The following is a 25,132-nucleotide window of genomic DNA, read 5'->3' as shown; positions in this document are numbered from 1 at the left end:
GCCCAATCCATTTAGAACCTCGCCTGCAAGCTCAACGTCACCCGCCGCGGCTCGCCGTAGATCAAGCCGTTATAGAACCCATACTGCCGATAGTACGTCTTGTCGAACAGATTGCTGACGTTCAGCATGGCCGACAGATGGCGGTTGATGTCGTAGCGCGCCATCGCGTTGAACAGCGCATAGCCCTTCAGGGGAATCGGCGAGTCGTCGAAGCCGCCGCGGCCGTCCGGCCGGCCAGGGTAGGGCTCGGACACCGTCTTGCCTTGCCAGGTCAGGCCGCCGCCGATGGTCAGCCCGCGCAGCATTCCCTGCAGCCGGTAGGTGGTGTTCAGCCGCAGCAGATGGCGCGGGTCGGGGCGCTCGGCGGTGTCGGTGTTGCCGACGTCCAGATAGGTGTAGCCCAGATAGACGTTCCAGGCGGCCGTCACGGCGCCGGCGATTTCGGCGTCGACGCCCTTGACGATGACGCCGGTGCCCGTCCGGTAGGCCTGGTCGCCATCGGGCGTCAACCTGTCGCCGTCTTTCAGGGCGACATTCTTCTGCAGGCCGCGGAACGCCGACACGGCGGCATTGAGCGCGCCATTGAACCATTCGCCCTTGATGCCGGCCTCGTAGCTGGCGCCCGTGATGGGCTTGAGGGCGTCGCCGCTTTCGTTCTTGCTGGTCTGCGGCGTGAATATGTCGGTGTAGCTGGCGTAGACCGAGTAGTTGGGCGTCAACCCGTAGACCAGGCCGTAGTAGGGCGTCCAGGCGTGGGCGGCGTTTTCGCCGGTGCGCGCGCCGCGGACACCCGCCGCGTTGTAGTTGTCGCTGTGAATCTGGTAGGCGCTGCGGCGCAGCCCGGTGATCAGGGTCAGGTCGTCGGCGAGTTCGAAGCGGCCCGCGACGTAGCCGCCATAGAGCGTTGTCCGGGTGACGCGGCGGGCATCGGTGCGAAACGCGCGGATGTTGCCGTATTCGTCGCCGCGCCAGGCGCGCCAGTCCGCGACGGGCAGCTCGGTGCGGTATTGGCAGCGGCCCCGGAAGCCGGCGATGCCGTCGATGCTGCAGTTGCTGCTGTTGAAGGTCCAGGACGGTTCGTCCATGCGCGAGCCGTTCAGGCCGACGAGCAGTTCGTGCCGGCGTCCGAACAGTTCCAGGGGGCCCGAGAGATCCAGCGAGAACGCGTCGGTTTCACCTTCCGTCTCCGAATGGATGGCATTGAGGTAGGCGCCGCTGCCGTCCTGGTTCCAATGGGGCCAGCGGACCCTGCCGTTGTTGACCTTGACCGCGCCCTTGTTGTTCAGATCCGCGCGCGAGGTGTGGGCATAGTCGGCGCGCAGCTTCCAGTCGTTATCGAAGCGGTGGTCGAGCGAGGCGAACAGCGTCTTCGCTTCCATGTCGGTCTTGCTCCAGTCCGCCGCCAGGTTGACGTTGCGGCGGAAATGGGTCGGCGATCCGTCCGCGAACCAGGCGGGCACGTTGGCGCCCCAGGAGGCGCCGTGGAATATGCTGTGTTCGTACTGGAAGCCCAGGCCCACCTGCGTGCGGGCTGTCACATCCATGGCGATGCTGGCCAGGAATCCCTGCCGTTCGATGCTGGAGTGGTCGCGGAACACGTCGGAGTTCTCGCCGCTGAATACCAGGCGCGAGCGCACGCGGCCGTCCGCGGCCAGCGGGATGTTGATGTCGCCGACGGCATTCTTCTTGTTCCAGCTTCCGGTGCGCAGGGTCAGGCTCGCGCCGAGCTCGCGACCGGGCCGCTTGCGCACCAGGTCGACGGTGGCGGAGGGGTCGCCGGTGCCGCCCAACAAGCCGTTCGCGCCCCGCACGATGCTGACGCGGTCGTAGAGATCCATGTTGATCGCGCCGCTGCCGCCGTTGTTGAACGAGGCCCCGCCGATGACCGACAGGCCATCGACCTTGTAGTTGGTGATGTCGAATCCGCGGGAGCGATAGGTGGTGCGCCCGCCGTTGTCCAGTTCGACGAAAGTGATGCCCGTGGTGCTGCCCAGCACGTCGCCGATGGACTGCATGCCCTGGTCGTCCATCTGCTGGCGGGTCACCACCGACACGGACTGGGGCGTTTCCCTGGGGCTGAGCGTCAGGCCGGTGGAGGCGCGGGTCGCGGGCACGGTATAGGCGCGTGTCGCCTCGGTGGATTCGTCTGCCTGGCCGCTCACTTCAATGGCCGGCAGCGTGGCGGGGCCGGGCGATGCGGTGCCGGCGCCATCCGGCTGTCGCGCCTGGAGGGGGGCGGACGCGGAGGCCAGGGCAAGCGTGATCAGGCCAAGCAGTACGGACGAGCCCGACGAGTGGTGGTGCATGACAATCCATCCCTGTTCATATTGGAAAAGAAGCGCCATTGATTTGCATTTTTATTTATCTAAATGGCTGCCAGGGAATATGCCGGAAGTCGGCCGGGTTGGCCCACGCAATGCGCAATGGGCCGGCAAAAGAAGACTTGTTTAAGGGGGGGCGAACCCGTGTTAACGGGATCCGGCTGTGTGATTGCGCGGCGCGCGGGGCTTCATCGCCATGCCGACGCATCGGCATGGGGTGCGAATGCCTGCCAGGGTTCCAGCAGCCAGCCCTGTTGCGTGGCCCGAAGCCTGTCCGTGAGCGCCAGGTTGTCCAGGAACGCCTCGTCGTGCGACACCACGACCAGCGCGCCCGCATAGCCGCGCAGCAGGCTTTCCAGGGCGAGCAGGGAGGGCAGGTCGAGGTGATTGCCCGGTTCGTCCAGCAGCAACAGGCGCGGCGGCGGATCGGCGTAGAGCGCGCACGCCAGCGCCGCCTTCAGGCGTTCGCCGCCACTGAGCGAGCCGCTGGGCGCCAGGATCTTGCGCGCATCCAGGCCGAGGTGGGCCAGGCGTGTGCGCAGTTCGCCTTCGTCCAGGTTGGGATTGGCGGCTCGCAGTTGTTCGAGCACGGGCCGCTCCGAGGCCAGGCCGGCCAGCCGCTGGTCGAGATAGACGCTTTCGGGCGCCGCCGTCCTCTCGCCCGACAGGGGCGCAAGCTGGCCCGCCAGCACCTTCAGCAAGGTCGATTTGCCGCAGCCATTCGGGCCGGTGACCGCCACGCGTTGCTGGCCGCCCAGCAGCAGGCTGACATGGCGGGTGGCCGCCGCGATGAACGGCAGCGTGACGTCGTCCAGTTGCGCCACGCGCCGCTGCGCCGCCTGCGCGACGGGCAGGGCGTGCAGCGAGATCGCTGCGTCCTTTTCGACTTGCGCCGCGGCCTCGCGCACGGACTGCGCCAAGCGTTCGTGGGCGGCTGCGTGTTGCTGCTTCAGTCTGCCGGCCGAATCCTCGCTGCGGCCCTTTTGCCGGTCGAGCAGGATCCTGGCCTGGTTGGCCTGTTTGCCGTGCCGCTGGCCGCGCGCCTGCCGGCGCTCCTGCCGTTCGCGCTGGGCCTGCATCGCCTGTGCTTCGCGCCGGCGTTCGAGCTTGCGGTGTTCCAGCCGCTCCAGCGCATTGGCGCGTTCCTGCGCCTTGCTGGCGGCATAGGCGCTGTAGTTGCCGCCGTAGCCGCGCAGGCCCAGCGATGACAACTCCACGATGCGCGCCAGGGTGTCGAGCAGTTGCCGGTCATGGCTGACGACCAGCAGGCCGCGCGGCCAATGGCGCAGATGTTCGATCAGCGCCTCGCGGTTGCGGCGGTCCAGGTGGTTGGTGGGCTCGTCCAGGATGAGGAAGTCGGCTTCGGAAAGCATGGCGCTGGCCAGCGCGACGCGCATGGCTTCGCCGCCGCTGAGGCTGCTGGCGAGCGTCGCGGCGTCGAGATGGCCCAGGCCGTCGCGTTCCAGCGCGTGATGCAGGCGTTGGCGGATGTCCCAACGGTCGCCGACGCATTCGAAGTCTTCCGGCGCGCTGCTGCCGGCCTCGATGCGCGTCAGCGCCTCCAGCGTGGCTTGCACGCCGGCCAGGCTGGCGACGGTGGCGCCGGCCGGCGGGGAGACCTGTTGGGCCAGGTAGAAGACGCTGCCCGAGCGCAGGCAGCGTCCGCTCGACGGCGACAATTGCCCCGCCAGGATGCGCGCGAGCACGGTCTTGCCGGCGCCGTTGCGCCCGACCAGCCCGGTGGGGCGGGTATCGAAGGTTTCGTCGAGTCCGGAAAAGAGGGGGCTGCCGTCGGGCAGCAGATACGACACGCCTTCCAGCGTGAGATAAGGAGTCGTCATGCGTGATGCTTCCAGGGATGCCAGGAACTCCCCCTGCGAACGGGGGCGGGTGGAGACTGGCCGTCATTGCGACGGCGGCATCAATGGCGCATGGGACGAATACCTCGATGTATGGGGTTCAGCGCGTCACTTTAAAAGCCTGGGATGAAATTGGCAAACGCCACCGCGGCCAGGCCCTTCCGCCTGGGACAAGCCCGCCCGGAACGACGCATGCGCCATCAGGTCGCGCAGCCGCGCCACGGGGGGGGCTGCGGCGCGCGCCGCCATGGCGGCCGTGGCAGGCGTCAGTCAGTCGGCCTTGTTTCCGCTGGCCGCGCGCAGGAAGTTTTCTTCCAGCACGTTCAGCACGCGGTTCAGCGTGTCGATGTCGGCGGCCGACAGGCCCTTGAGCGATTCGTCGAAGAAGGCCGCCCGCTTGGGCAGGGCCTCGTCGACCACGGCCTGGCCGGCCGGCGTGAGGCGGGCGTTGGTCAGGCGGTTGTCGTTCGGATCCACGGCGCGCGCGATCCAGCCGAGCTTCTGCATGGCCTGCAGCTGGCGGGTGAGCGAGGCGGGATCGAGGCGGCAGCGCTCGGCCAGGTGCTTCTGCGAGCACTGGCCGCATTCATGCAGCGCCAGCAGGATGCGCCAGCGCGGCAGCGCGTGGCCGACCCGGCCGCTGAAGGCGCTCTGCATGACGCGGTAGGTCTGGCCCATGTGCTGGATGACCTGCAGGCCCTGTTGTTGTTTGGGCAAAAGCTACTCTCCGACGCTGGCGGGCTCCGGCTTGGAGACGCGCGCCAATTGCACCAGGGGGACGCGCCGCACGCACCACAGCGCCAGCACCGCGACCGCCAGGGCGATGAGCTGCCCCTCGTGGATGGCGCCGACCAGCGCCACCCGCGCGATCTCGATCAGCGACGTTCCATCCTGGCCTTGATGCGCCAATTGTGCCAGGAACTGCGTCTGGGCCTGGGGATTGACCAGCATCTGCGGGTCGTCCAGCTGCGGCAGCCAGCGTGCCGAGGCCCCGCGCAGCGTCGATTCGACGCCGCTGAAATAGCTGTGGTTGACCATGGTGCCGACCACGGCGGTGCCGAGCATGCCGCCGATCATGCGCAGCGATTGCAGCAGCGCGGTGGCGATGCCCAGGTGGCTGCGGCCGGCGGTCTGCTGCGCGAACACGGTCAGGTTGGGCATGATGAAGCCCATGCCGAGGCCGGCCATCAGCATATAGGCGGCGATCAGGCCGTGCGCGGTGTAGTTGTGGGTGGTGACGATACCCAGACAGGACAGCGCCATCAGGATGAAGCCCGCGTACAGCATGCGGTTGGGGTTGCGGATGCGGGTGATGATGCGGCCGTTGATGATGCTGCCCACGGTGATGAAGACCACCATCGGCGTGATCAGCAGCCCGGCGTCCTGCGGCGACAGGCCGAAGCCGCCCTGCAGCAGCAGCGGTGCGTAGAACAGCAGCGAATACATGGTCACGCCCACCAGCAGCGCCAGTATGAATAGCATCGCCAGGCCGCGGTTGCGGAACATGTCGAACGGCAGCAGCGGATGCGGACAGCGCCGCTCCCACCAGTACAGCAGGCCGAAGGCGGCGGCGCTGCCGGCGCCCAGCAGCACGATGGTGGCGCTCAGGCCTTCCTTGGGCAGCAGCTCCACCAGCAGTTGCAGGCCGCCCAGCGCGGCGGCGATCAGCAGCGCGCCCTGCCAGTCCAGGCGCACCTTGCCGGTGGTGTGATTGCGCAGGTGCGGCAGGTAGCGCGCGACGAACCAGAGGCCGAGGATGCCGATGGGCAGGTTGACGTAGAACACCGAGCGCCAGCCGTAGTGCTCGGTCAGCGCGCCGCCCAGCGTCGGGCCGACCGCATTGGCGATGCCGAAGGCCGAACTGAGCATGACCTGCCAGCGCAGCCGCACGTGCGGGTCCGGAAACAGGTCGGGGATGGAGGCGAAGGCGGTGCCCACCAGCATGCCGCCGCCCACGCCCTGCAGGGCCCGCGCCAGCACCAGCGTGAACATGCTGTCGGCCGCGCCGCACAGCACCGAGGCCAGCGTGAACAGCACGATCGCCGCCACCACGAAGGGTTTGCGGCCATAGTAGTCGCCCAGCCGGCCGAAGATCGGCACGGTGATGACCGAGGTCAGCAGGTAGGACGTCGCCACCCACGCGTACAGCTCGAAGCCCTTGAGTTCGGCCACGATGGTGGGCAGCGCGGTGCCCACCACGGTCTGGTCGATGGCCACCATCATCATGACGAAGCACATGCCCAGCATGGCGAGCAGGGTCTGCCGGAAGGGAAGCACCTGGCCGGGCGAATAAGGGGTGCTGGGGGCGGGGGCGGGCATTGTTGGATCGATCAATGATTGATGGATCAATCATTCTAGCCCTACAATCCCCGAGACAGAAAACCGTCAGTTTCGGGCCCGGCGCGCAGGTGGGCCCGATTTGTTACGATAGCGGTATGTGCACGCTGGTGTTGCCGGCGTCTTTCAGCAGGTCTTTCCATGGCAGTTCCTTTCCGCTTGGCGTCCCGGCTCCCGGCCTGGCGCTCGCGGCGGCACGCGATCGAAGACGGACAAATCAGGAAGCCTCGCGCCGGGCGCGACGGCATAGCGCCATTCCCGCGCCGGACGCGGCGGATGGCATTCAAGGATTACCAGTCGAGGTACCGACGGGGCGGCAATGAAAACGTGGTTCAAGCGCATTCTGATAGGCCTGGTGGTGTTGGTTGTCGTGGCCGTCGTTGGCCTGGCCATCTTTCTGCTGACGTTCGACCCCAACGCGTACAAGTACAAGCTCGAAGAGCTGGTCCAGGAACGCTATCACCGCACCCTCACGATCGACGGCGAGATCGAGCTGTCGCTGTTCCCGCGCATCGGCCTGTCGGTGCAGGGCGTGTCGCTGTCCGAGGTCAATAGCACCGAGACCTTCGCTTCCATCCAAAGCACCCGTCTGGCGGTGGCCGTGTGGCCGCTGCTGTCCAACAGTTTCGTGGTGGACCACGTCGCCATCAGCGGCTTCAAGGCGCGCGTGGTGCGGGGCAAGGACGGCCAGTTCAACTTCAGCAATCTGGTGGGCGGCACCGCGCCCGTGGTGGCCACGCCCGCCAATCCCGCCGAGGCCCTCGCGGGGGCGGCGCAGACCGCCGCGCAGGCGCTGACCAGCGGCACGCTGCCGCCGTCGCGCAACAACATGCAGATCGACATTGCCGGCCTCGACCTGAAGGACGGCGAAGTGCTGCTGCAGGACGAGATGTCGGGCATGGCCGTGGCCGTGACCAAGATCAACGCCAACACCGGCCGCGTCACGTTCAACCAGCCGTTCGACGTGCGCCTGACGGCGCGCCTGGAGGGCGGCAACCCGCGCATCGACGCCAACCTGACCGGCCAGGCGCTGCTGACGCTGGACCCTTCCGCCAAGCGCTACGCGGCGCAGAAGCTGGACCTGCGCATGGACGGCAAGCTGCCTGGCGCCGAGGCCAAGAGTCTGGCGATGCGCGGCAACCTGGCGTTCAACGGCCAGAAGTCGGCGCTGGACGTGGCTGGCCTGGAAGTGGTGTTCCAGGGCGACGTGACCGACCCGGCCGCGCGCGCCACCAACGTGGACGCCAGCGTGGCCATGCCCAAGCTGTCGATCGACCCGCACAAGAGCCAGTTGCAGATCGAAAAGCTGGCGGTGCGCGCCAAGGGCGGCGTGGCCGACGGCCCGTTCGAATTCGCCGTGGACGCGCCGGCGCTGAACATTTCGCCGACACAGGCCACGGGCGAGGCCCTGACCGGCCGCGTGCGCATCAGCGGGCTGGATGCCAGCTTCGGCCTGAACGGCATCAGCGGCAACGCCACCGAACTCGATATCAAGGAAGCCAAGCTCGACAGCACCTCCAAGAAGGGCGAGCGCGTGGTCAAGCTGACCTTCGCCTCGCCGCTGTCGCTGAACCTGCTGCAGCGCCGCGGCGGCCTGGCGGGACTGCGCGGCGATGTCAACATCACCGATCCGGGCCTGCCCAAGGGCAGCCTGCAGATTCCCGTGATCGGCAGCCTCAACGTCGACCTGCTCAAGGACACGGCCAGCAGCAAGATCAACGCCGTGCTCGAAGGCGGCAAGTTCGACCTGACCGCCGACATCGCCAAGCTGAGCGATGCGCCGCAGGTGAATTTCGCGCTGGCCGTGGACACGCTGGATCTGGACAAGCTGGTGCCGCCGGCGGCCGCCGCCGCGCCCGCCAAACCGCCCGCCGACGGCAAGAAGGACGAGAACAAGCCGGCGCAGCCCGCTCCGGCCGCGCCCGTGGACGATACGATCAACCTGTCGGCGCTGGTCGGCCCCAGCGTGAACGGCACGCTCAAGGTCGGCAAGCTGGTGGTGCGCGGCCTGAAGGCCGATGACGTCGCCGCCGCGCTCAAGCTCGATCGCGGCAAGCTCGACATCTCCAGCCTGACCGCCGGCCTGTACGGCGGCAAGCTGGCCGGCGCGCTGTCGCTGGACGCGGCGCAGGGCAACCAACTGGCCACCAAGATGTCGCTGGCCGGCATCGCCATCGAGCCGCTGCTGATGGACCTGGCGCAGCGCGACGTGCTGAGCGGCACCGGCAGCCTGGCGCTGGACCTGAAGACCGCCGGCGCCAATTCCTACGCCATGAAGAGCGGCCTGGGCGGCACGCTGCAGGTGCGGTTGCGCGACGGCGCCGTCAAGGGCATCAACCTGACGCAGACGCTGCGCGAACTGAAGGCCGCGCTCAAGCCGGAGTCGCAGGACGAGACGGTGGCGGCCGACACCAGCAAGCAGACCGCGTTCTCGGAAATGGATGCCGACCTGGCCTTCACCAAGGGCGTGGCCAGCGTGAAGCGGCTGAACGTGGTGTCGCCGTTGCTGCGCGTGACGCAGGGCGAGCCGGCCACCATCGACTTCGTCAGGAGCGAGCTGGACCTGGTGGCGCGCGCCCGCGTGGTCAACCCGGCGGCCGATCCCGAAGGCAAGGAACTGATCGACCTGAAGGACGTGACCATCCCGGTGCACGTCAAGGGTCCGTTCGACAAGCCTTCCTACACGCTGCTGTGGAAGGACGCCGTCGCCGGCATCCTCAAGCGCAGCCTGGAAAACAAGCTGCGTGAAGCCGTGACCGGCAAGGGCAAGGGCGGCGCGGCGGTGGACAAGGCCCTGAAGGGCCTGCTGGGCAAATGAGCGCCGCCTTCCAGCCCATCGCACAGTGCGGCGTGACGGCGCAGGCCGAGGCCGCGCCGTATCACCGCCAATGGCTGGTGGCCAACGATTCGGGCCAATGGCTCAACCGCGAGCTGTGCCCGCGGTTGGCCGATGTGGCGGTGGAACTGCGCCTGGGCTACCTGGTGCTGCGCGCGCCGGGCATGCTGCGCATGGATATTCCGCTGGACGTGATCGAGGACGACGACAGCGTGCGCTACAGCATGAAGGTCGGCGAGCAGGTCATCGACGTGGTCGACGAAGGCGAGCTGGCCGCCGCCTGGATCTCGAATTTCGTGCAGGTGCCGTGCCGCATCCTGAAGGTGCATCCGGACACGCCTGTGTCCGTCTGGCCGGACTGAGCCCGGCGCGGGAAATCCAGGGGCGCGCCGCTGCGGGACGCGCTTGTCACCGGCAACGCCTGAAGCGGCTGCTTCAGGCCGCCGGCCTGCGTTTGTATTCGAACACGGTGTGGGCCAGCAGGCCTGCCACCAGGCCCCAGAAGGCCGAACCGATCCCCCAGAAACTGAAGCCCGACGCCGTCGCCAGCAGCGTGATGAGCGCGGCTTCGCGCCGTTGCGGGTTGGCCATGGCGGCGGCCATGCCGCCCATGATGGTGCCCAGCAGTGCGAGGCCGGCCAGCGCCGCCAGCAGCGCGGCCGGCAGCGCCTGGAAGAACACCGCCACCGCGCCGGCGACGATGCTCAGCGCGAAATAGCTGACGCCGTAGGTGGCCGCGGCGATGTAGCGCTTGGACGGTTCGGCGTGCGCTTCGGGGCCGGTGCAGATGGCCGCGCTGATCGCGCCCAGCGTGACGCTGTGGGCGCCGAACGGGGCGGCCAGCAGGCCGAGCAAGCCGGTGGCGGCGACCAGCCGCGAGGCCGGCGGACGGTAGCCGGCGGCCTGCAGGATGGCCAGGCCGGGCAGGTTCTGCGAGGCCATCGCCACAACGAACAGCGGCACGCCCAGGCTGATCGCGGCCTGCATGCTGAAGACGGGCGTGGTCCAGACGAACTCGGTCAGGTGCCAGTCGAGCTGGTCGACCCGCATCAGGCCCAGGCCGGCCGCCATGGCGACCGCCACGGCCATCACCACCAGCACCGCGTAGCGCGGCGCCCAGCGTCGGCACACCAGGTAGGCGGCGCACATGGCCAGCACCAGCGCCGGCTGCTTGCCGACATTGGTGAAGATGCCCATGCCGAAGTTGAGCAGCACGCCGGCCAGCATGGCGGCGGCGACTTCGCCGGGAATGCGGCGCAGGATGGGATCGATCCAGCCGAACAGGCCGCAGGCCAGCGTCAGCGCGGCGGCCAGCACGAAGGCGCCGATGGCTTCGGGGAACGGCACGCCGGCCAGCGCGGTGACCAGCAGGGCTGCGCCGGGCGTGGACCAGGCCATGACGATGGGCAGGCCGGTGCGCAGGCTGTAGGCCGCGCCGCCCAGGCCCAGCACCAGGCTGAGCGAACCGATCCAGGAGCCGATGCGGGCGGCGTCCAGGCCGGCGGCATGGCCGGCCTGCACCATCAGCACGGCGGTGCCGCCGAAGCTGACCAGCACGGCGACCAGGCCGGCCGCGATCGCGGAGGCGGACAGGTCGCGGCGGGCGTTGGGGCGGGTGGCGGGGGGATCGAAGACGGGTTGCGCGGTGTCGCTCATGCGGCACCGGTCAGGCGGCGGTACTTGGCCATCAGTTGTTCCTGGCCTTCATTCCATTGCGGGTGCAGCTCGATGCACTCCACCGGGCAGACCACCTTGCATTGCGGCTCGTCGTGATGGCCGACGCATTCCGTGCAGCGGTCAGGGTCGATGACGTAGTATTCCTCGCCCATGGAAATCGCGTCGTTCGGGCACTGGGGCTCGCAAACGTCGCAATTGATGCATTCTTCGGTGATGGTCAGGGCCATGATGGGGAGGCTACGGAATCCGGCAGGGATGATGCAATTGTACTGCCGGGCCCGACGGGCGCCCGGCATGCCCCTGGCGTCGACCTGCCCATCCTGGCGATCGCGGGCCGCCAAAACGCAGGGAGGGCGCGCAAGGCGCCCTCCGGGAGGGTTCGGTGAGGCGGGGAGCCGGGGCGCTCAGCCCGGCCAGGATTGCTCGCGGCGTTCCTTGGCCTTTTCCTGCAGCCAGCGTTCCACCGAGGGGAACACGAACTTGCTGACGTCGCCGCCCAGCTGGGCGATTTCGCGCACGATGGTGCCGGAGATGAACTGGTATTGATCCGACGGCGTCATGAACAGCGTTTCGACGTCGGGCAGCAGATGGCGGTTCATGCCGGCCATCTGGAATTCGTATTCGAAGTCGGACACGGCGCGCAGGCCGCGCACGATGACGCGCCCGCCCTGGTCGCGCACGAAGTCTTTGAGCAGGCCGCCGAAGCTCTGCACTTCCACGTTGGGATAGTGCCCCAGCACTTCGCGCGCGATGTCCACGCGCTCGTCGATGCTGAAGAAGGGCTTCTTGTTGCGGCTGTGCGCGATGCCGACGACGACTTTGTCGAAAAGCGTGGCGGCGCGGCGGACCAGGTCTTCGTGGCCTCTGGTCAGCGGGTCGAAAGTGCCGGGGTAAACAGCGATGATCATGCGAGCTCCGTACCGTTATTAGTGGTGTACACCATCCTCCGAAGCTCGGATTATTGATCTATTTGCGCAATGCAGCAAATTCCAGCAGATGGTAGTGGACCGCGCCTGCCTTGTCCTGGCGCAGGATCTCGAAGCCGTCGGGCGGTTCGATGGGGCTTTCGGCCTCGACGTAGACCAATCCGCCCTCGGCCAGGATGCCGGGCAGGATCGGCCACAGGCGCGGCAGCCAACCCTGGCCGAAGGGCGGATCCAACAGGATGAGGTCAAAGCGGGACGCATCCATTCTTTCGACGACCTGCATCGCATCGCCCACATGGATGCGTATCATGTCGGCTTTGAGCTTGTCGCGCAGTGTCCGCAGCGCGGACGCGGCAGTCTTGTCGCGTTCCACCATCTGCACATGCGCCACGCCGCGCGAGGCCGCCTCGAACCCCAGGGCGCCGCTGCCGGCGAACAGATCCAGCACCTGCTTGTCGGCGAATTCGCCGCCCCACAGGTGATTGAGCCAGTTGAACAGCGTTTCCCGCACCCGGTCGGGCGTCGGGCGGAGCGTCTCCACGTCGGGCACGACGATAGGGGTGCGCCGGTATTGGCCCCCGACGATACGAATATACTTGTTACCCATGTTTAGCCGCTTCTTCAAGAAAAAATCCCCTCCGCCCGCCGCGCCGGCCCAGCCCGCGCCGCCGCCGGAGCAGGTGGACGCCGGGATCGCGCCGCAAGCCGAGGCCGAGGTCCCCGCCCAGCCCGTCGAACCCGCCGTTCCGGCGCGCGAATTCGCGCCCGTCGCGACGCCCGAGGTGACCCTGCCGGTGCCCTCCGCCGAGGTGCCCGCGCCGGCGTCGGCCAGTGTGCCGCAACCGTCGCCGGCCGTGGTGCCGCAGCCGCAGGCCTCGGCGCCCGTGGTCGCGCCTGCCGCCACGCCCGCTTCCACACCTGCTTCCGCCGCACCCGCTTCCGCGCCCGTAGCCGCCGCGCCGGCAGTGACGCCCAGCGCTGCCGCGCCGGCCATTGCCCCGCCGCCGGTTGCTCCCGCGCCGGTGGCACCGCCGCCCGCCGTCACGCCTCCGGCGCCGGTCGCCGCTGCCCCCGCCGCCATCGCGCCGGCGCCCGCCGCGCCCGAGCCGGAAGCGGCGCCCAAGAAGGCGTCCTGGCTGTCGCGGCTCAAGCAGGGCCTGTCGCGCACCGGCCAGAGCATTGGCGGCATCTTCGTCGGCGTCAAGGTCGACGAGAACCTGTTCGAGGAACTCGAATCGGCGCTCATTATGGCCGATGCCGGCCTGGAAGCCACCGAGAAGCTGCTGACCGCGCTGCGCGCGCGGGTCAAGAAAGAGCGCATCGAGGACCCCGCCAAGGTCAAGGCCGCGCTGCGCCAGCTGCTGGCCGATCACCTGCGTCCGCTGGAGCGCGCCTTTGACCTGAAGCGCGCGCAGCCGCTGGTGGTGATGATCGCGGGCGTCAACGGCGCCGGCAAGACCACGTCCATCGGCAAACTGGCGCACACCTTCCAGCGCCAGGGCGCCAGCGTGCTGCTGGCCGCGGGCGACACTTTCCGCGCCGCCGCGCGCGAGCAACTGATCGAGTGGGGCAGCCGCAACAACGTCACCGTGATCTCGCAGGATGGCGGCGACCCGGCGGCGGTGGCGTTCGACTCTGTCAACGCCGGCCGCGCGCGCGGCATGGGCGTGGTGATGGTGGACACGGCCGGCCGCCTGCCGACCCAGCTGCACCTGATGGAAGAACTGAAGAAGATCCGCCGCGTCATCGGCAAGGCCGATCCGGCCGCGCCGCACGAGGTGCTGCTGGTGGTGGACGGCAACACCGGCCAGAACGCGCTGGCGCAGATCCGCGCGTTCGACGCGGCCATCAACCTGACGGGCCTGGTCGTGACCAAGCTGGACGGCACCGCCAAGGGCGGCACGCTGGCGGCGGTGGCGGCGGGCAGCCAGGGCGTGCGGCCGATCCCGGTTTACTGGATCGGCGTGGGCGAAAGCCTGGAAGACCTGCAGCCGTTCGTGGCCGACGAATTCGCCGGGGCCTTGCTGGCCGACTGATCCGTCCCGCTGATACCGGCACGGGCCTCGCGCCCGGCGCTGAAAACACCGCGCCCCACGTCTGCTGCATCGCAGGCGTGGGGCGCGGTGTTTGCGGCGGGCGGAAACGCAATCCGCGAAGGATCGCGCCGCCTTATTTCCAGAACGGCTTGCTGCCGGCCAGGTCGTCGAATGCCTGTTGGGCATCCACCGCCAGCTCTTCCAGGCGCGCGCTGATCCAGCCCAGCGCGAACCAGGCCTGTGGATGCGTGGCCGTACACGACTCGTAGTAGTCCTTGGCCACGGCCAGGTCGTTGATTTCGCCCAGGATGTCCTGCACCCGCGACAGCAGCTTGCGGTAGCCGCGCAGCTTGCTCGGGGGCAGCAGCGATTCGGCGAAGGCCAGGCTATAGCGCAGGCGCTTGCCGCGCTTGCGCAGCTCGTGGCGCGTGGGGATGTCGAGCGTGGCGAACTGGGTGCCCTGGTCGGCCACCTTGCTGTGCCAGCGGTGCAGGCGCCGCGCCAACTGCTTGTGCAGTTGCTGCGGATCGGGCTCGGGCGCCAGCATGGGGATGATGGTGGGCTTGACGCTGGGGCCGGCGATGCCGCCTTCCAGGCGGATGGCCGGTTCGGGCGCCGCGTCGCTGGGCATGCCGTTGGCGACGGGCAGGCCGTCGCTGGTGGGCAGCGCGGGCGGCACGTCCAGGCTCCATTCCAGCAGTTCCAGCAGCCAGGCCTGGAAGGCCTTGCCGCCGGCGATGGCGCGGGCGTCCTGTTCGGGCGGCGCGGCCTCCATCGGGATGACCGGCATGCCGGCGCGCATCAGCGCGGGCGCCACGGTTTCGTTCAGCACGTCCTGGTCGCGGTTGGCGCCGAAGGCGGCGAAGTGGGCGCGCACGCCTTGCATGATGGCCTCGGGGATCGGCCCGATCCAGCCGTCGAACAGCTTCCAGGCCGACCGCAGGCGGCGGATGCCCACGCGCAGCTGGTGCACGTGCTCGGAATTGCCGGCGCGGTACACGCCTTCGGTGTCCACTTCGGCCAGCACGGCCGCGTTGCGGGCAATCTGGTCGAGGCATTCGGCGGCGATGCGGCCCATGGCCTGCGCCGCCGTCATGTCCTCGCGCAGCTTGACGGACGCGGCGCCGCGCGGCGCCCAGAACAGGGCGATGGCCTGGGCGCGGCGGCTGTCGATGTCGTCGCCCGGGACGGCGTCGACATCGGCCAGGCGCTGCGCCAATTGCGCCAGCGCGTCGCCGCGCTCGGACTTGCTGCGCGGATCCAGCACCAGATTGTGGCGCTGCTGCCAGCCGCGCGCGACCGCGAAGATGGCGGCGGGGCGGCCCGAGACCAGTTCGAATTCCAGCTCGGAGATCGGCAGTTCCAGCGCGCCGGCGCGCAGGATGCCGGTGTCGTAGGCCAGTTCGACGGTGCCGTAGCGCGTGCGCACCTTGCGCAGCATGCGCTGCACGTCGGTTTCATAGCGCAGGCCGAGTTCGCCCTTGATGGCGGCCAGCGCGGCCTCGACCTCGGTGCCGGCGTAGACCGACAGGTCGAGCACGGGGCCCGGACGCGGGTGGTTCAGTTCGATGCGGGTGATGGCGTTGATGCCGGGCATCTTCAGCGTCTGCACCCAGTCGCGGCCTTCCTGGCGCAGGCGGATGGCGATGCGCGCGCGGGCCAGTTCACGCTCGGGCGTGTCGAAATACATCGCATGCAGGCGGATGCGCGTCGCCTCGCGTTGCTTGATCTCTCGCAGCACGGCCTGGCGCGAAGCCGTGGGCACGTGCAGTTTCAGTTCCTGTTCCGACATGGCGGCGGGTGTCCAACGGCAAAAGCCGAGATCTTAATCAAACGGGGCGGGCGGTTTGATGACCGGTCATATTTATTTCACAAACGCTCACACGGAGCATAGACGCGGTTGCGGTGCATCAACAATCATCCTCGCGTCAGGCGCCGCACATTTTCCGCTTTGATTGCGTCCGCTCAATGACCCGGGCAGGCAGAGACGCGACCGGGGCGGGCTTTCAAATTGTTAATTCCCGGGCGGGGCGTGCCTCGGCGGGCCGGACGCGCGCGGGGCGGCAGGCTGCCCCGCGCGAGACGGCCAAAAAAAACCGCCCGTTGCCGGGCGGCGCAAAGGAACGTCGGTTGCGGGCGCGTCAGAGGATGCGCTTGCGCGCCTGGGTGATGAGAATCTCGGCCAGCACCACCACCACGAAAATGGCGGCCAGCACCAGCGCGACGCGGTCCCACTGGAACAGGTTGAGGGCGGTGTCCAGCGCCATGCCGATGCCGCCGGCGCCCACCAGGCCGAGCACGGCCGATTCGCGCACGTTGATGTCCCAGCGCAGCAGCACGATGGACCAGAACGCCGGGCGGATCTGCGGCCAGTAGGCGTACCAGATCACCGAGGCCTTGCTGGCGCCGGTGGCGGTGACGGCCTCGATCGGGCCGCGCTGCGCTTCCTCGATCGCTTCGCCCACCAGCTTGCCGACGAAGCCGATGGAACGGAACGCGATGGCCAGCGTGCCGGCCAGCGCGCCGGGGCCGAAGATGGCGATGAACAGCAGCGCCCAGACCAGCGAGTTGACCGAGCGGCTCGACACCAGGACCAGGCGCGCGAGCATGTTGATGGTCTTGCTGGGCGTGAGGTTGTTGGCCGCCAAGAGGCCCACCGGCACCGCCATGACGACCGACAGGATGGTGCCGAGCGTGGCGATGTGCAGGGTCTCGATCAGCGCGTCGTGCACGCCGCCGCGATAGTGGGCCCAGTCCACCGGCCACATGCGCTGGAACAGGTCGGCCATCTGTTCCGGCGCGTCGTACAGGAACTCCGGGATGATCTCGACGCCGCGGATGGCCTGCACGATGGCGGCCACCAGCAGCAGGTAGAGGGCGAAGCGCAGCAGCCGCTGGCCCAGGCTGTAGCGGTGCCAGACGCGCGGCGCGTTGGCGGCGGGCAGGGTGGGGGCGTGCGTGTTCATTGATCCGCCTCCGCCTTGCGCGCGGCCTGGTAGGCCGCCTTCGAGGCGCTCGAACCGATGCCGCGCGCGCCGGCGAAGCGGCCCTGCAGGATGCGGTCGAAGCCCAGGTTGTCCAGGAACACGGCGCGCACGAAGCCCGCCAGGATCTCGCCCAGCATGATGATGGCGATGAGCGTCAGCAGGATGGCGCTGACGAAGTCGTAGTCGAAGCGCTGGAAGGCCGAGAACAGCGTGCCGCCCACGCCGCCGGCGCCGACGATGCCGACCATGGTCGAGTTGCGCAGGTTCGAGTCGAACTGGTAGGTGGCAAAGCCGATGAAGCGCGCGAACACCTGCGGCAGCACGCCAAAGGCGAGCACGTTGGCGAACGAGGCGCCGGTGGCGCGCACCGCTTCGACCTGCTTGAGCGAGATTTCCTCGATGGCCTCGGTGAACAGCTTGCCGATGAAGCCGATCGAGGCCACCGTCAACGCCAGGATGCCGGCCAGCGCGCCAAAGCCCACGGCCTTGACGAACAGGATGGCGACGATCACCGGGTGCAGCGCGCGGCACAGCGCCACGATCGAGCGCGCCGGCCACGAGACCCACGCCGGCATCAGGTTGCGCGCGCCCAGCAGGCCCACGGGCAGCGCGAACAGGATGCCCAGCACCGAGGCCAGCACGGCGATCTCCAGGCTTTCGGCGATGCCCTTCCACAGCGTGGCGGGCTTCTCGAAATTGGGCGGGAACATGCGCGCCAGGAAAGTCGAGGCATGGCCCATGCCGCTTTCGAAGCGGGCCCAGCTGAAGTCCAGCTGCGCGGCCGCGTAGACCGTGTACAGCACCAGCAGCAGCACGCCGGCCTTGGCGCGGCCGGACAGCGCGAAGGGACGCGGGTGGGACGAACGCGGAGTCATTACGCCAGCCAAGACTCGCCTCCGTAGATGGTCTTGAGCATGGCGGCGTCCAGGCCTTGGCCGTTGCCGTCATAGACCACGTGGCCGCCGGACATGCCGACGATGCGGCCGGCGTAGCGCCGCGCCAGTTCGACGTCATGGATGTTGACGATCACGGGGATGCCGCTGGCATCGCCCTGCGCCGCCAGCAGCTCCATGATTTCGACCGAGGTCTTGGGATCGAGCGACGAGGTCGGCTCATCGGCCAGCAGCAACTGCGGGCGCTGCATCAGGGCGCGGGCGATGCCCACGCGCTGGCGCTGGCCGCCCGACAGGGCGTCGGCGCGCTGGTCGGCAAAGCCCGCCAGGCCCACGGTATCGAGCAGTTGGTAGGCGTGCTCGATGTCCTCGGCCTCGAAGCGGCGGGTCCAGGCCTTGAAGGCGCCGGTGTAGCCCAGCCGTCCGGTCAGCAGGTTTTCCATCACGGTCAGGCGTTCGACCAGGTTGTATTCCTGGAACACCATGCCGATGCGCCGGCGCGCGCGCCGCAGCGACGCGCCACGCACCCGGGCCAGGTCGACCGCGCCATCGCCGGACTCCAGCACGATCTCGCCGCGGGTGGGCTCGATCAGCCGGTTGATGCAGCGCAGGAGCGTGCTCTTGCCGGTGCCGGAGGGGCCGATGATGGCGGTCAGGCCGCGTCCCGCGATCTGCAGGTCGATGCCGTTCAGTACCGGCCGGCCGGCCCGGTATTCCTTGACCAGGCCGGAAATGCGTAGCGACGTCGTCATGCTGATTACTTCTTGCTCTTGGCGGATTCGCGGTCGTAGGCGGCGCGGTTGAAGCTTTCGCCGCCGGATTCGGCGACCTGGCGCACGATGGCCCAGTCCTTCTGGTAGGTCACCGGGTAGAAGCGGTCGGCGCCGTCGAAGGCCTTGGACATCTCGGCCGGGAAGCGGTAGTCGTAGAAGCACTTGAGCATCTGGTCGCGGAACTTCGGCTCCAGGTCGTGCGCGTAGGCGAACGACGAGGTGGGGAATTTCTCGCTCTTGTAGATGACGCGGAAATCGGCTTCCTTGACCTGGCCGCGCTCGATCATGCGTTTGAACACGTCCGAGGCCACGGCGGCGGCGTCGTAGTCGCCCGAGTTCACGCCCATGACGGACTGGTCGTGCTTGCCCGAGAACACCACCTTGTAGTCCTTGTCGGGCGTCAGGCCTTCCTTGGGGAACAGCGCCACGGGCGCCATGTGGCCGGAGTTCGACGACGGCGCGGTGTGCGCCAGCTTCTTGCCCTTGAGGTCGGTGAGCTTCTGGTACGGGCTGTCTTTCTTGACGATGACGATCAGGTTGTAGCCCTGGAAGCCGTCGGCGTAGCCCTTGACGGCGAACGGCACCGCGCCGGCGATGTTCACGGCGAAGGCGGTGGGGCCGGTGGAGAAGCCGCCCACGTGCAGGCGGCCCGAGCGCATGGCCTCGATTTCGGCGGCGTTGCTCTGCACCTGGTAGAACACCACGCGCTTGCCGGTGCATTCGGACAGGTGCTTGGTGAACGGCTTGAAGATGTCTTCATACACCGCCGGGTCTTCCACCGGGGTGTAGGTGAACACCAGCGTCGACGGCGTCTTGAGCTTGGCTGGATCGGTGGGCGTGTCGGCCACCAGGTCCTTGTTGGCGTCGCAGTAGTTCTGGTCCAGGTCGCCCCGGTTCGGGCAGGTGTCTGCGGCGTGGGCGGTGGACGCCCCGAACGTTCCGAACACGAGCGCGGCCAGCGAGGCCGCTTGCAGGTGACGCAATGCGCGCATCGTATGTCTCCTCTTATAGGTCTGAATATGACTAGTAACTGAATTCAAACATACAAGCGCCAGGGGCACACTCGGGAAAGTCCCTGTGTTTCTTTTCGGGTTTTGTTCGTTTTGTTCGCTTTGAGTTCGCTTTTGCGCGAACCGCGCGGCGGCCACGCGAGCGGATCGGGAGATCCGTCGCGCGGCTTGCGGGTCAGGCGGGAGGAGGGAAGGTCAGGCGCGGTAGCCCAGCTTGCGCGAGATCTCGTGCGCGCAGGCCAGCAACGGACGGGCGATGGCGCCGTCCCAGGACACGTCGAACAGGCCGGTGGGGCCCAGGCTGGTCAGCGCCAGCACGATGTTGCCGGTGTTGTCGAACACGGGCACCGACAGGGCGTCGACGCCCGGCAGCGGGTTGCCCAGGGCGCGGGCCATGCCGTGCACGCGGATGTCCGCCAGTTGCGCTTCGATGTTGGCGCGGCTGGCCTTGCGCGGCGGCGGCACGCTGGCGATGACGGCGGTGTCGCCTTCCTCGCGGGCGATGTAGTGCTCGCTGACCTTGGGCGGCAGCCAGGCCGCGAACACCAGGCCAGTGGCGGTGTGCAGCATCGACATCACGGTGCCCTTGCGCATGTTCACGTGCACCGGGTAGCTGGCCTCGGTCATGTGGATCATGGTGGGGCCGTGCGAGCCCAGCACCGCGATCCCCAGCGTGTGGCCGATCTCGGATTGCAGTTTGGCGATCTCGGGCATGGCGATGCGCACCGGATCCAGCCGCTGCAGGCTGACCAGGCCCATCTGCAGCGCGAACGGCCCCAGTTCGTACTGGCCGGTGATGCTGTCCTGCTGCACCAGGCCGACGCGGATGAAGCTCACCAGGTAGGGGTGGGCCTTGGCCGAGGTCATGCCGGCGCCGGCGGCCAGATCGCGCAGGGTCAGCGGCTTGGCGGCGTCGACCAGAGCGGCCAGCAGCGGCACGCCCACTTCGATGGACTGGATGCTGCGGCGGCCGTCATTGGCGGCGGGGGCGGCGGGTTTGGGGGTGGCCACGGTGGGTGCCTCAGGCGGTGACGGCGCGGGCGGCCAGCAGGCGGTCGGCCATCTCGGTGAAGCCGGCGCCGCCGTGGAACGCGGCCACGTAGGCGGGGCGGTGCGTCAGGCGGTGCAGTTGCGACTGGATGTTGGCCACGCCGACCGAGACGGGGAAGTAGGCGAACATCGGTTCGTCGTTGGGCGAGTCGCCGATGAACAGGGTGCTGTCGAGCGCGCTGGCCACGTCGATGCCGAATTCGCGCTGGAACAGGGTGCGCGTCATGGTCAGCTTGTCGTAGTCGCCGAACCAGCCGTTGACGTGGATCGAGCTGACCTTGGCCTGGGCGCCGGCGTCTTCGAAGATGCGCACGATGCGGCCGATATCGGCCTCGGGCAGGGGCGGCACGTCCTCGCAGAAGTCGATGGCCAGGTCGGCCACGCGGTAGTCCTGGTCGCTGGCCACGGCGGCGCCGGGCACCTCGGCCAGCACCCGGTCGCGGATCGCGTCGAGCTTTTTGCGGCTGGCCTGGCGCGAGGCCGCGTCGGTCCAGTAGTGCGTGACCATGCGGCGCGCCTGGCGGTCGTAGGCGTAGTAGAACGCCCCGTTCTCGCCGACCACCGCGCGCACCGGCCACATGCGGGCGATGTGGTCGCACCAGCCGGCCGGGCGGCCGGTGATCGGCACCACCTGGATGCCGGCCTGTTCCAGGCGTTCCAGGGCGGCGTAGGCGTCGGCGGGCAGCCGGCCTTCGGTGGTCAGGGTGTCGTCGATGTCGGTGAGCACGACGCGGATCCCCGCCGCGACGGTCAAAGGCATGGCCGCAAGGGCTTGCATGGCGTTTTTCCTTGGTTTTATAGGGTGTTCTCCGGCCGAAAGTTTAACCGGATGGCCCTGTTTGGGCGGGGCGCCGCCCGCCCGGTAGGGGATATGGCGCCGGGGGCGGTAAAATCCGGGCTTTCCCGCCTGGTTTGCGTGCCCGCCATGTCCGTCCAGTTGTCCCCGTTGCCCGGCTCCGAGCCGGAATCCTTCGATATTGCCTCGGTCGCCGAGATCATCGCCGAGCTGCGCGCCGGCCGCATCGTCATCCTGGTTGACGAAGAAGACCGCGAAAATGAAGGCGACCTCGTCATGGCCGCCGAGTTCGTCACGCCAGAGGCCATTAACTTCATGGTGACCCACGGCCGCGGCCTGGTGTGCCTGACCCTGACCGAAGAACGCTGCCGCCAGCTGGATCTGCCGCTGATGGCGGCCCGCAACGGCACGCGATACGGCACCAATTTCACCCAGTCGATCGAGGCCGCCGAAGGCGTCGAGACCGGCATTTCGGCCGCCGACCGCGCCCGCACCATCCAGGTGGCGGTGGCGCGCGACGCCAAGCCGTCCGACCTGGTCCAGCCCGGCCACATCTTCCCGGTGCGCGCCGTGCCCGGCGGCGTGCTGGTGCGCGCCGGCCACACCGAGGCCGGCTGTGACCTGACCGCCATGGCCGGCCTGACCCCGGCCGCGGTGATCTGCGAAATCCTCAAGCCGGACGGCACCATGGCGCGCCTGCCCGACCTGGTGCAGTTCGCCCGCGAGCATGGCCTGAAGATCGGCACCATCGCCGACCTGATCCAATACCGCAGCGAGCACGAATCCATCGTCAAGCGCGTCGGCAAGCGCAGCATGCAGACCGCCTGGGGCACCTTCGAGGCCGTGGCCTATGAAGACGCCGCCACCGGCTCGGCCCACCTGGCGCTGGTGCATGGTACCGTGGCGCCAGACGTCGAGACCCTGGTGCGCGTGCACGAGCCGGCCTCGGTGCTGGACGTGCTGGATACCGGCGCCAGCCCGCACAGCTGGGGCGTGGCGCAGGCCCTGCAGGCCATTTCGCAGGCGCCGGCCGGCGTGCTGGTGCTGATGAACTGCCAGTCGTCCACCGAACACCTGTTCGCGCAGATCGCCGGCTGGAGCGACCCCAAGGCCAATGCCAACCCCGCCAACGCCGACCGTTTCGGCCTGCGCACCTATGGCATCGGCGCCCAGATCCTGCGCGACCTGAACGTGGGCCAGATGAAGCTGCTGGCCCGGCCGCGCAAGATGCCCAGCATGGCGGGCTTCTCGCTCACCATTACGGGTTACGATTGCGACCCTCCGAACACTCCCGCAACACACTGAAGGCCGACACATGAACCCTTACATCCTCACCCCCGACCTGAACGGCGAAGGGCTGCACATCGGCATCGTACGCGCCCGCTTCAACGAAGAGATCGGCCAGGCCGAACTCGAAGCGTGCCTGAAGGAACTGGCCGAACTCGGCGTGGACGAGCGCGACGTGATGGTCGCCACCGTGCCCGGCGCCCTGGAACTGGGCGTGGCCCTGTCGCACATGGCCGAGACGTTCGAGTTCGACGCCCTGATCGCGCTGGGCGCGGTCATCCGCGGCGAGACCTATCACTTTGAAGTGGTCAGCAATGAAATGGCCACTGCTATCACCCGCATCTCCCTCGAGACCGGCATCCCGGTCGCCAACGGCGTGCTGACCGTGGACACCGACGAGCAGGCGCAAGCCCGCGCCGCCGGCAAGGGCCGCGACTGCGCCCAGGTGGCCGTCGAAATGGCCAACCTGGTGGCGGCCCTGGAGCCCGAGGAAGAAGACGAAGACGACGAAGACGAGGACGAAGATTTTGACGACGAAGAAGACGACGACCAGCGCTGATAGCGCGGCGCAAGCCCGCGCCAACGCCCGCAGCGCGCGCCGCCGTGCGCGCGAATTCGCGCTGCAGGGCGTGTACGCGTGGCTGCTGCGCGGCGGCGAAGGCACGCAGGACGCCGGCGAGATCGACGCCCATCTGCGCGACACCGAGGACTTCTCCGAGGCCGACGCGCAGTGGTTCAAGACCTTGCTGCATGGCGTCCTGCGCGAAGCGCCCGCGCTGCGCGAGCGTTTCACGCCCTACGTCGACCGTCCGCTGGCCGAGCTGTCGCCGGTCGAGCATGGCATCCTGCTGATCGGCAGCTTCGAACTGATCCATCACGTCGAAGTGCCGTACAAGGTCGCCATCAACGAAGCCGTGGAACTGGCCAAGTCGTTCGGCGGCACCGACGGCTTCAAGTTCGTCAACGGCGTGCTCGACAAGCTGGCGGCGGACGTACGCTCGCATGAAATGAAGAAGTAGATACCCCCCGAAGCGCTGCGCGCTTCCCCCCCAGGGGGGCGCCGCTGCGGACCGGCGGAGCCGGATCCGCGCGGCCCGGGTCTGGGGAGGCCAATTTTTTTGGATCGGTCTCCTTTCTTTCGGAGCTACCTTTCCGTTCCTTTGGTGCGGGCCTCTCTTTGGAGCGATCCTTCCCTTGGAGCGTCGCTCCTGCCGGGGAGTCAATACCGGCCCTGTGCCGGACTGCGGAGTTGTCGTGGCGTCCGAATTCGATCTGATCGCGCGCTATTTCACGCGCGCCGCGCCGGCGGGGCTGTTGGGCGTGGGGGATGACTGCGCGTTGTTTCCGGTGCCGCCCGGCGAACAGGTGGCCACCAGCACGGATCTGCTGCTGGAAGGCCGGCATTTCTTTCCCGATGTCGATCCGAAGGCGCTGGGGCACAAGGCCCTGGCCGTGAACCTGTCGGACCTGGCCGCCATGGGCGCGCGGCCCATTGGTTGCGTGCTGGGGCTGGCGCTGCCGCGGCTCGATGAGGCGTGGCTGGCGGCGTTTGCCGAGGGATTCCATGCGCTGGCGCAGGTCCATGGCTGCCCGTTGATCGGCGGCGACACCACCCGCAGCGTCCATGACCTGGCCATCAGCGTGACCGTGTTCGGCGCCGTGCCGGCGGACGCCGCGCTGCGCCGCGACGGCGCGCGGGCGGATGACGATATCTGGGTGTCCGGCGAACTGGGCGCGGCCGACGTGGCCTACCGCCTGCTCGACGGGCAGTATCCGGCCGACGCGGCGCGGCTGGCCGCGACCCGCGGCGCGCTGGAGTGGCCCGAGCCGCAAGTGGCGCTGGGCCTGGCGTTGCGCGGCATCGCGCATGCCGCCATCGATATTTCCGACGGCTTGTTGCAGGACCTCGGCCACATCCTGGCGGCCAGCCGGGTGGGGGCGTTGCTGCATGAAGACCGCATGCCCGTGGCCGCCGCGCTGGCCGGCATGCCCGCTGACGTCGTGCGCCAAGCGGTGCTGGGCGGCGGCGACGTGTACCAACTCTGCTTCACCGCGCCGCCCGCCCGCCGCGACGCCGTGCGGGCGGCCGCGCAGGCGGCCGGCGTCCGCGTGACGCAAGTGGGCAATATCGTGGCCGAGCCGGGATTGGTGCTGCGGGACGCCGCCGGGCAGCCGTTGCCACGATTGCCCGCCGGCTTCGATCACTTTCCCTCGGTCTGAGAGCGCCGGCCTTGCGCCGGACGCAGGCAAACCCTGTCACAATCGCTGCCACGGTTGTTTCCTGAACGCCATCCTTCCCATCGGCCTTATCCCCGCCACTCCCGGGCCCTTATCCATGTCGTCC

The 25,132-nt window shown here is 68.5% G+C and carries 22 protein-coding genes; 7 read left to right on the top strand and 15 right to left on the bottom strand.

What is annotated here, in order from left to right:
• Nucleotides 1-11: 11 nt before the first annotated feature.
• The 4 genes from AruCF_RS21875 to AruCF_RS21860 form a co-directional block, all read right to left on the bottom strand.
• Nucleotides 12-2,306, bottom strand: coding sequence for a TonB-dependent siderophore receptor (locus AruCF_RS21875; protein ID WP_049076149.1), 2,295 nt, complete (start codon nucleotides 2,304-2,306; stop codon nucleotides 12-14).
• A gap of 203 nt (nucleotides 2,307-2,509) precedes the next feature.
• Complete coding sequence (locus AruCF_RS21870; protein WP_049076147.1) at nucleotides 2,510-4,162, bottom strand: ABC-F family ATP-binding cassette domain-containing protein; 1,653 nt, start codon at nucleotides 4,160-4,162, stop codon at nucleotides 2,510-2,512.
• A gap of 288 nt (nucleotides 4,163-4,450) precedes the next feature.
• Nucleotides 4,451-4,897, bottom strand: a complete 447-nt coding sequence (locus AruCF_RS21865) for a MarR family winged helix-turn-helix transcriptional regulator (protein WP_053086025.1) — start codon at nucleotides 4,895-4,897, stop codon at nucleotides 4,451-4,453.
• 3 nt (nucleotides 4,898-4,900) lie between these two features.
• Nucleotides 4,901-6,499, bottom strand: coding sequence for an MDR family MFS transporter (locus AruCF_RS21860; protein WP_049076145.1), 1,599 nt, complete (start codon nucleotides 6,497-6,499; stop codon nucleotides 4,901-4,903).
• 337 nt (nucleotides 6,500-6,836) lie between these two features.
• Between AruCF_RS21860 and AruCF_RS21855 the strand changes: the two genes are divergently transcribed.
• Both AruCF_RS21855 and AruCF_RS21850 read left to right on the top strand, forming a co-directional pair.
• The gene (locus tag AruCF_RS21855) at nucleotides 6,837-9,335 is read left to right on the top strand and encodes an AsmA family protein (RefSeq protein ID WP_049076143.1); all 2,499 of its coding nucleotides are present in this window, start codon (nucleotides 6,837-6,839) and stop codon (nucleotides 9,333-9,335) included.
• On the top strand, nucleotides 9,332-9,715 hold the full coding sequence (locus AruCF_RS21850) for an MOSC N-terminal beta barrel domain-containing protein (protein ID WP_049076140.1): 384 nt from the start codon (nucleotides 9,332-9,334) through the stop codon (nucleotides 9,713-9,715). Before AruCF_RS21855 ends, AruCF_RS21850 begins: the two co-directional genes overlap by 4 nt.
• Nucleotides 9,716-9,788: 73 nt before the next feature.
• On the opposite strand, the gene AruCF_RS21845 is transcribed toward AruCF_RS21850, so the two are convergent.
• From AruCF_RS21845 to rsmD, 4 genes are all read right to left on the bottom strand, one after another.
• Nucleotides 9,789-11,009, bottom strand: a complete 1,221-nt coding sequence (locus AruCF_RS21845; protein WP_049076138.1) for a benzoate/H(+) symporter BenE family transporter — start codon at nucleotides 11,007-11,009, stop codon at nucleotides 9,789-9,791.
• Nucleotides 11,006-11,257, bottom strand: coding sequence for a YfhL family 4Fe-4S dicluster ferredoxin (locus AruCF_RS21840; protein ID WP_049076136.1), 252 nt, complete (start codon nucleotides 11,255-11,257; stop codon nucleotides 11,006-11,008). The genes AruCF_RS21845 and AruCF_RS21840 overlap by 4 nt, the downstream gene beginning before the upstream one ends.
• 177 nt (nucleotides 11,258-11,434) lie before the next feature.
• Complete coding sequence (gene coaD, locus AruCF_RS21835; RefSeq protein WP_006385942.1) at nucleotides 11,435-11,938, bottom strand: pantetheine-phosphate adenylyltransferase; 504 nt, start codon at nucleotides 11,936-11,938, stop codon at nucleotides 11,435-11,437.
• A 58-nt stretch (nucleotides 11,939-11,996) separates the two neighbouring features.
• Nucleotides 11,997-12,563 (bottom strand): 16S rRNA (guanine(966)-N(2))-methyltransferase RsmD, encoded by a 567-nt coding sequence (gene rsmD / locus AruCF_RS21830; RefSeq protein WP_049076134.1) that lies wholly within the window; start codon nucleotides 12,561-12,563, stop codon nucleotides 11,997-11,999.
• Nucleotides 12,564-12,921: 358 nt separating this feature from the next.
• Between rsmD and ftsY the strand changes: the two genes are divergently transcribed.
• Nucleotides 12,922-13,992 carry a signal recognition particle-docking protein FtsY gene (gene ftsY / locus AruCF_RS21825; RefSeq protein ID WP_416232632.1) on the top strand — a complete coding sequence of 357 codons (1,071 nt, stop codon included), beginning with the start codon at nucleotides 12,922-12,924 and terminating at the stop codon, nucleotides 13,990-13,992.
• Between the two features lie 133 nt (nucleotides 13,993-14,125).
• Here ftsY and AruCF_RS21820 read toward each other — a convergent pair whose 3' ends face one another.
• From AruCF_RS21820 to AruCF_RS21790, 7 genes are all read right to left on the bottom strand, one after another.
• Entirely contained in the window at nucleotides 14,126-15,784 is a 1,659-nt protein-coding gene (locus AruCF_RS21820; RefSeq protein WP_049076132.1) for a CYTH and CHAD domain-containing protein, read from the bottom strand.
• A 349-nt stretch (nucleotides 15,785-16,133) separates the two neighbouring features.
• Nucleotides 16,134-16,958 (bottom strand): phosphonate ABC transporter, permease protein PhnE, encoded by an 825-nt coding sequence (phnE, locus tag AruCF_RS21815; RefSeq protein WP_049076129.1) that lies wholly within the window; start codon nucleotides 16,956-16,958, stop codon nucleotides 16,134-16,136.
• Complete coding sequence (phnE, locus tag AruCF_RS21810) at nucleotides 16,955-17,854, bottom strand: phosphonate ABC transporter, permease protein PhnE (RefSeq protein WP_026384726.1); 900 nt, start codon at nucleotides 17,852-17,854, stop codon at nucleotides 16,955-16,957. The genes phnE (AruCF_RS21815) and phnE (AruCF_RS21810) overlap by 4 nt, the downstream gene beginning before the upstream one ends.
• Complete coding sequence (phnC, locus tag AruCF_RS21805) at nucleotides 17,854-18,624, bottom strand: phosphonate ABC transporter ATP-binding protein (protein WP_049076126.1); 771 nt, start codon at nucleotides 18,622-18,624, stop codon at nucleotides 17,854-17,856. Before phnC ends, phnE (AruCF_RS21810) begins: the two co-directional genes overlap by 1 nt.
• Before the next feature lie 5 nt (nucleotides 18,625-18,629).
• Complete coding sequence (phnD, locus tag AruCF_RS21800; RefSeq protein WP_049076124.1) at nucleotides 18,630-19,637, bottom strand: phosphate/phosphite/phosphonate ABC transporter substrate-binding protein; 1,008 nt, start codon at nucleotides 19,635-19,637, stop codon at nucleotides 18,630-18,632.
• Nucleotides 19,638-19,850: 213 nt separating this feature from the next.
• A complete protein-coding gene (locus AruCF_RS21795; RefSeq protein ID WP_049076122.1) occupies nucleotides 19,851-20,666 on the bottom strand; it encodes an IclR family transcriptional regulator in 816 nt (271 codons plus the stop codon).
• 10 nt (nucleotides 20,667-20,676) lie between these two features.
• Nucleotides 20,677-21,483 (bottom strand): HAD-IIB family hydrolase, encoded by an 807-nt coding sequence (locus AruCF_RS21790; RefSeq protein ID WP_049076120.1) that lies wholly within the window; start codon nucleotides 21,481-21,483, stop codon nucleotides 20,677-20,679.
• Nucleotides 21,484-21,630: 147 nt separating this feature from the next.
• Between AruCF_RS21790 and ribBA the strand changes: the two genes are divergently transcribed.
• From ribBA to thiL, 4 genes are all read left to right on the top strand, one after another.
• Nucleotides 21,631-22,806 (top strand): bifunctional 3,4-dihydroxy-2-butanone-4-phosphate synthase/GTP cyclohydrolase II, encoded by a 1,176-nt coding sequence (gene ribBA, locus AruCF_RS21785; protein ID WP_049076118.1) that lies wholly within the window; start codon nucleotides 21,631-21,633, stop codon nucleotides 22,804-22,806.
• Between the two features lie 10 nt (nucleotides 22,807-22,816).
• On the top strand, nucleotides 22,817-23,347 hold the full coding sequence (gene ribH / locus AruCF_RS21780) for a 6,7-dimethyl-8-ribityllumazine synthase (protein WP_006391339.1): 531 nt from the start codon (nucleotides 22,817-22,819) through the stop codon (nucleotides 23,345-23,347).
• Complete coding sequence (gene nusB, locus AruCF_RS21775) at nucleotides 23,316-23,807, top strand: transcription antitermination factor NusB (RefSeq protein WP_049076116.1); 492 nt, start codon at nucleotides 23,316-23,318, stop codon at nucleotides 23,805-23,807. Before ribH ends, nusB begins: the two co-directional genes overlap by 32 nt.
• 235 nt (nucleotides 23,808-24,042) lie before the next feature.
• On the top strand, nucleotides 24,043-25,008 hold the full coding sequence (gene thiL / locus AruCF_RS21770) for a thiamine-phosphate kinase (RefSeq protein ID WP_049076111.1): 966 nt from the start codon (nucleotides 24,043-24,045) through the stop codon (nucleotides 25,006-25,008).
• Nucleotides 25,009-25,132: the final 124 nt, after the last annotated feature.

The sequence above is a fragment of the Achromobacter ruhlandii genome (assembly GCF_002082135.1).
Classification (GTDB): Bacteria; Pseudomonadota; Gammaproteobacteria; order Burkholderiales; family Burkholderiaceae_B; genus Achromobacter; species Achromobacter ruhlandii.
The sequence above is the reverse complement of the archived record's forward strand: the minus strand, read 5'-3'. Positions and strand labels throughout refer to the sequence as shown.

Excerpts from the sequence above, each read along its gene's own strand:
- AruCF_RS21875 (WP_049076149.1), bottom strand. The coding sequence starts at position 2,306 with ATGCACCACCACTCGTCGGGCTCGTCCGTACTGCTTGGCCTGATCACG.
- AruCF_RS21870 (WP_049076147.1), bottom strand. The coding sequence starts at position 4,162 with ATGACGACTCCTTATCTCACGCTGGAAGGCGTGTCGTATCTGCTGCCC.
- AruCF_RS21860 (WP_049076145.1), bottom strand. The coding sequence starts at position 6,499 with ATGCCCGCCCCCGCCCCCAGCACCCCTTATTCGCCCGGCCAGGTGCTT.
- AruCF_RS21855 (WP_049076143.1), top strand. The coding sequence starts at position 6,837 with ATGAAAACGTGGTTCAAGCGCATTCTGATAGGCCTGGTGGTGTTGGTT.
- AruCF_RS21850 (WP_049076140.1), top strand. The coding sequence starts at position 9,332 with ATGAGCGCCGCCTTCCAGCCCATCGCACAGTGCGGCGTGACGGCGCAG.
- AruCF_RS21845 (WP_049076138.1), bottom strand. The coding sequence starts at position 11,009 with ATGAGCGACACCGCGCAACCCGTCTTCGATCCCCCCGCCACCCGCCCC.
- AruCF_RS21840 (WP_049076136.1), bottom strand. The coding sequence starts at position 11,257 with ATGGCCCTGACCATCACCGAAGAATGCATCAATTGCGACGTTTGCGAG.
- coaD (WP_006385942.1), bottom strand. The coding sequence starts at position 11,938 with ATGATCATCGCTGTTTACCCCGGCACTTTCGACCCGCTGACCAGAGGC.
- rsmD (WP_049076134.1), bottom strand. The coding sequence starts at position 12,563 with ATGGGTAACAAGTATATTCGTATCGTCGGGGGCCAATACCGGCGCACC.
- AruCF_RS21820 (WP_049076132.1), bottom strand. The coding sequence starts at position 15,784 with ATGTCGGAACAGGAACTGAAACTGCACGTGCCCACGGCTTCGCGCCAG.
- phnE (WP_049076129.1), bottom strand. The coding sequence starts at position 16,958 with ATGAACACGCACGCCCCCACCCTGCCCGCCGCCAACGCGCCGCGCGTC.
- phnE (WP_026384726.1), bottom strand. The coding sequence starts at position 17,854 with ATGACTCCGCGTTCGTCCCACCCGCGTCCCTTCGCGCTGTCCGGCCGC.
- phnC (WP_049076126.1), bottom strand. The coding sequence starts at position 18,624 with ATGACGACGTCGCTACGCATTTCCGGCCTGGTCAAGGAATACCGGGCC.
- phnD (WP_049076124.1), bottom strand. The coding sequence starts at position 19,637 with ATGCGCGCATTGCGTCACCTGCAAGCGGCCTCGCTGGCCGCGCTCGTG.
- AruCF_RS21790 (WP_049076120.1), bottom strand. The coding sequence starts at position 21,483 with ATGCAAGCCCTTGCGGCCATGCCTTTGACCGTCGCGGCGGGGATCCGC.
- ribBA (WP_049076118.1), top strand. The coding sequence starts at position 21,631 with ATGTCCGTCCAGTTGTCCCCGTTGCCCGGCTCCGAGCCGGAATCCTTC.
- ribH (WP_006391339.1), top strand. The coding sequence starts at position 22,817 with ATGAACCCTTACATCCTCACCCCCGACCTGAACGGCGAAGGGCTGCAC.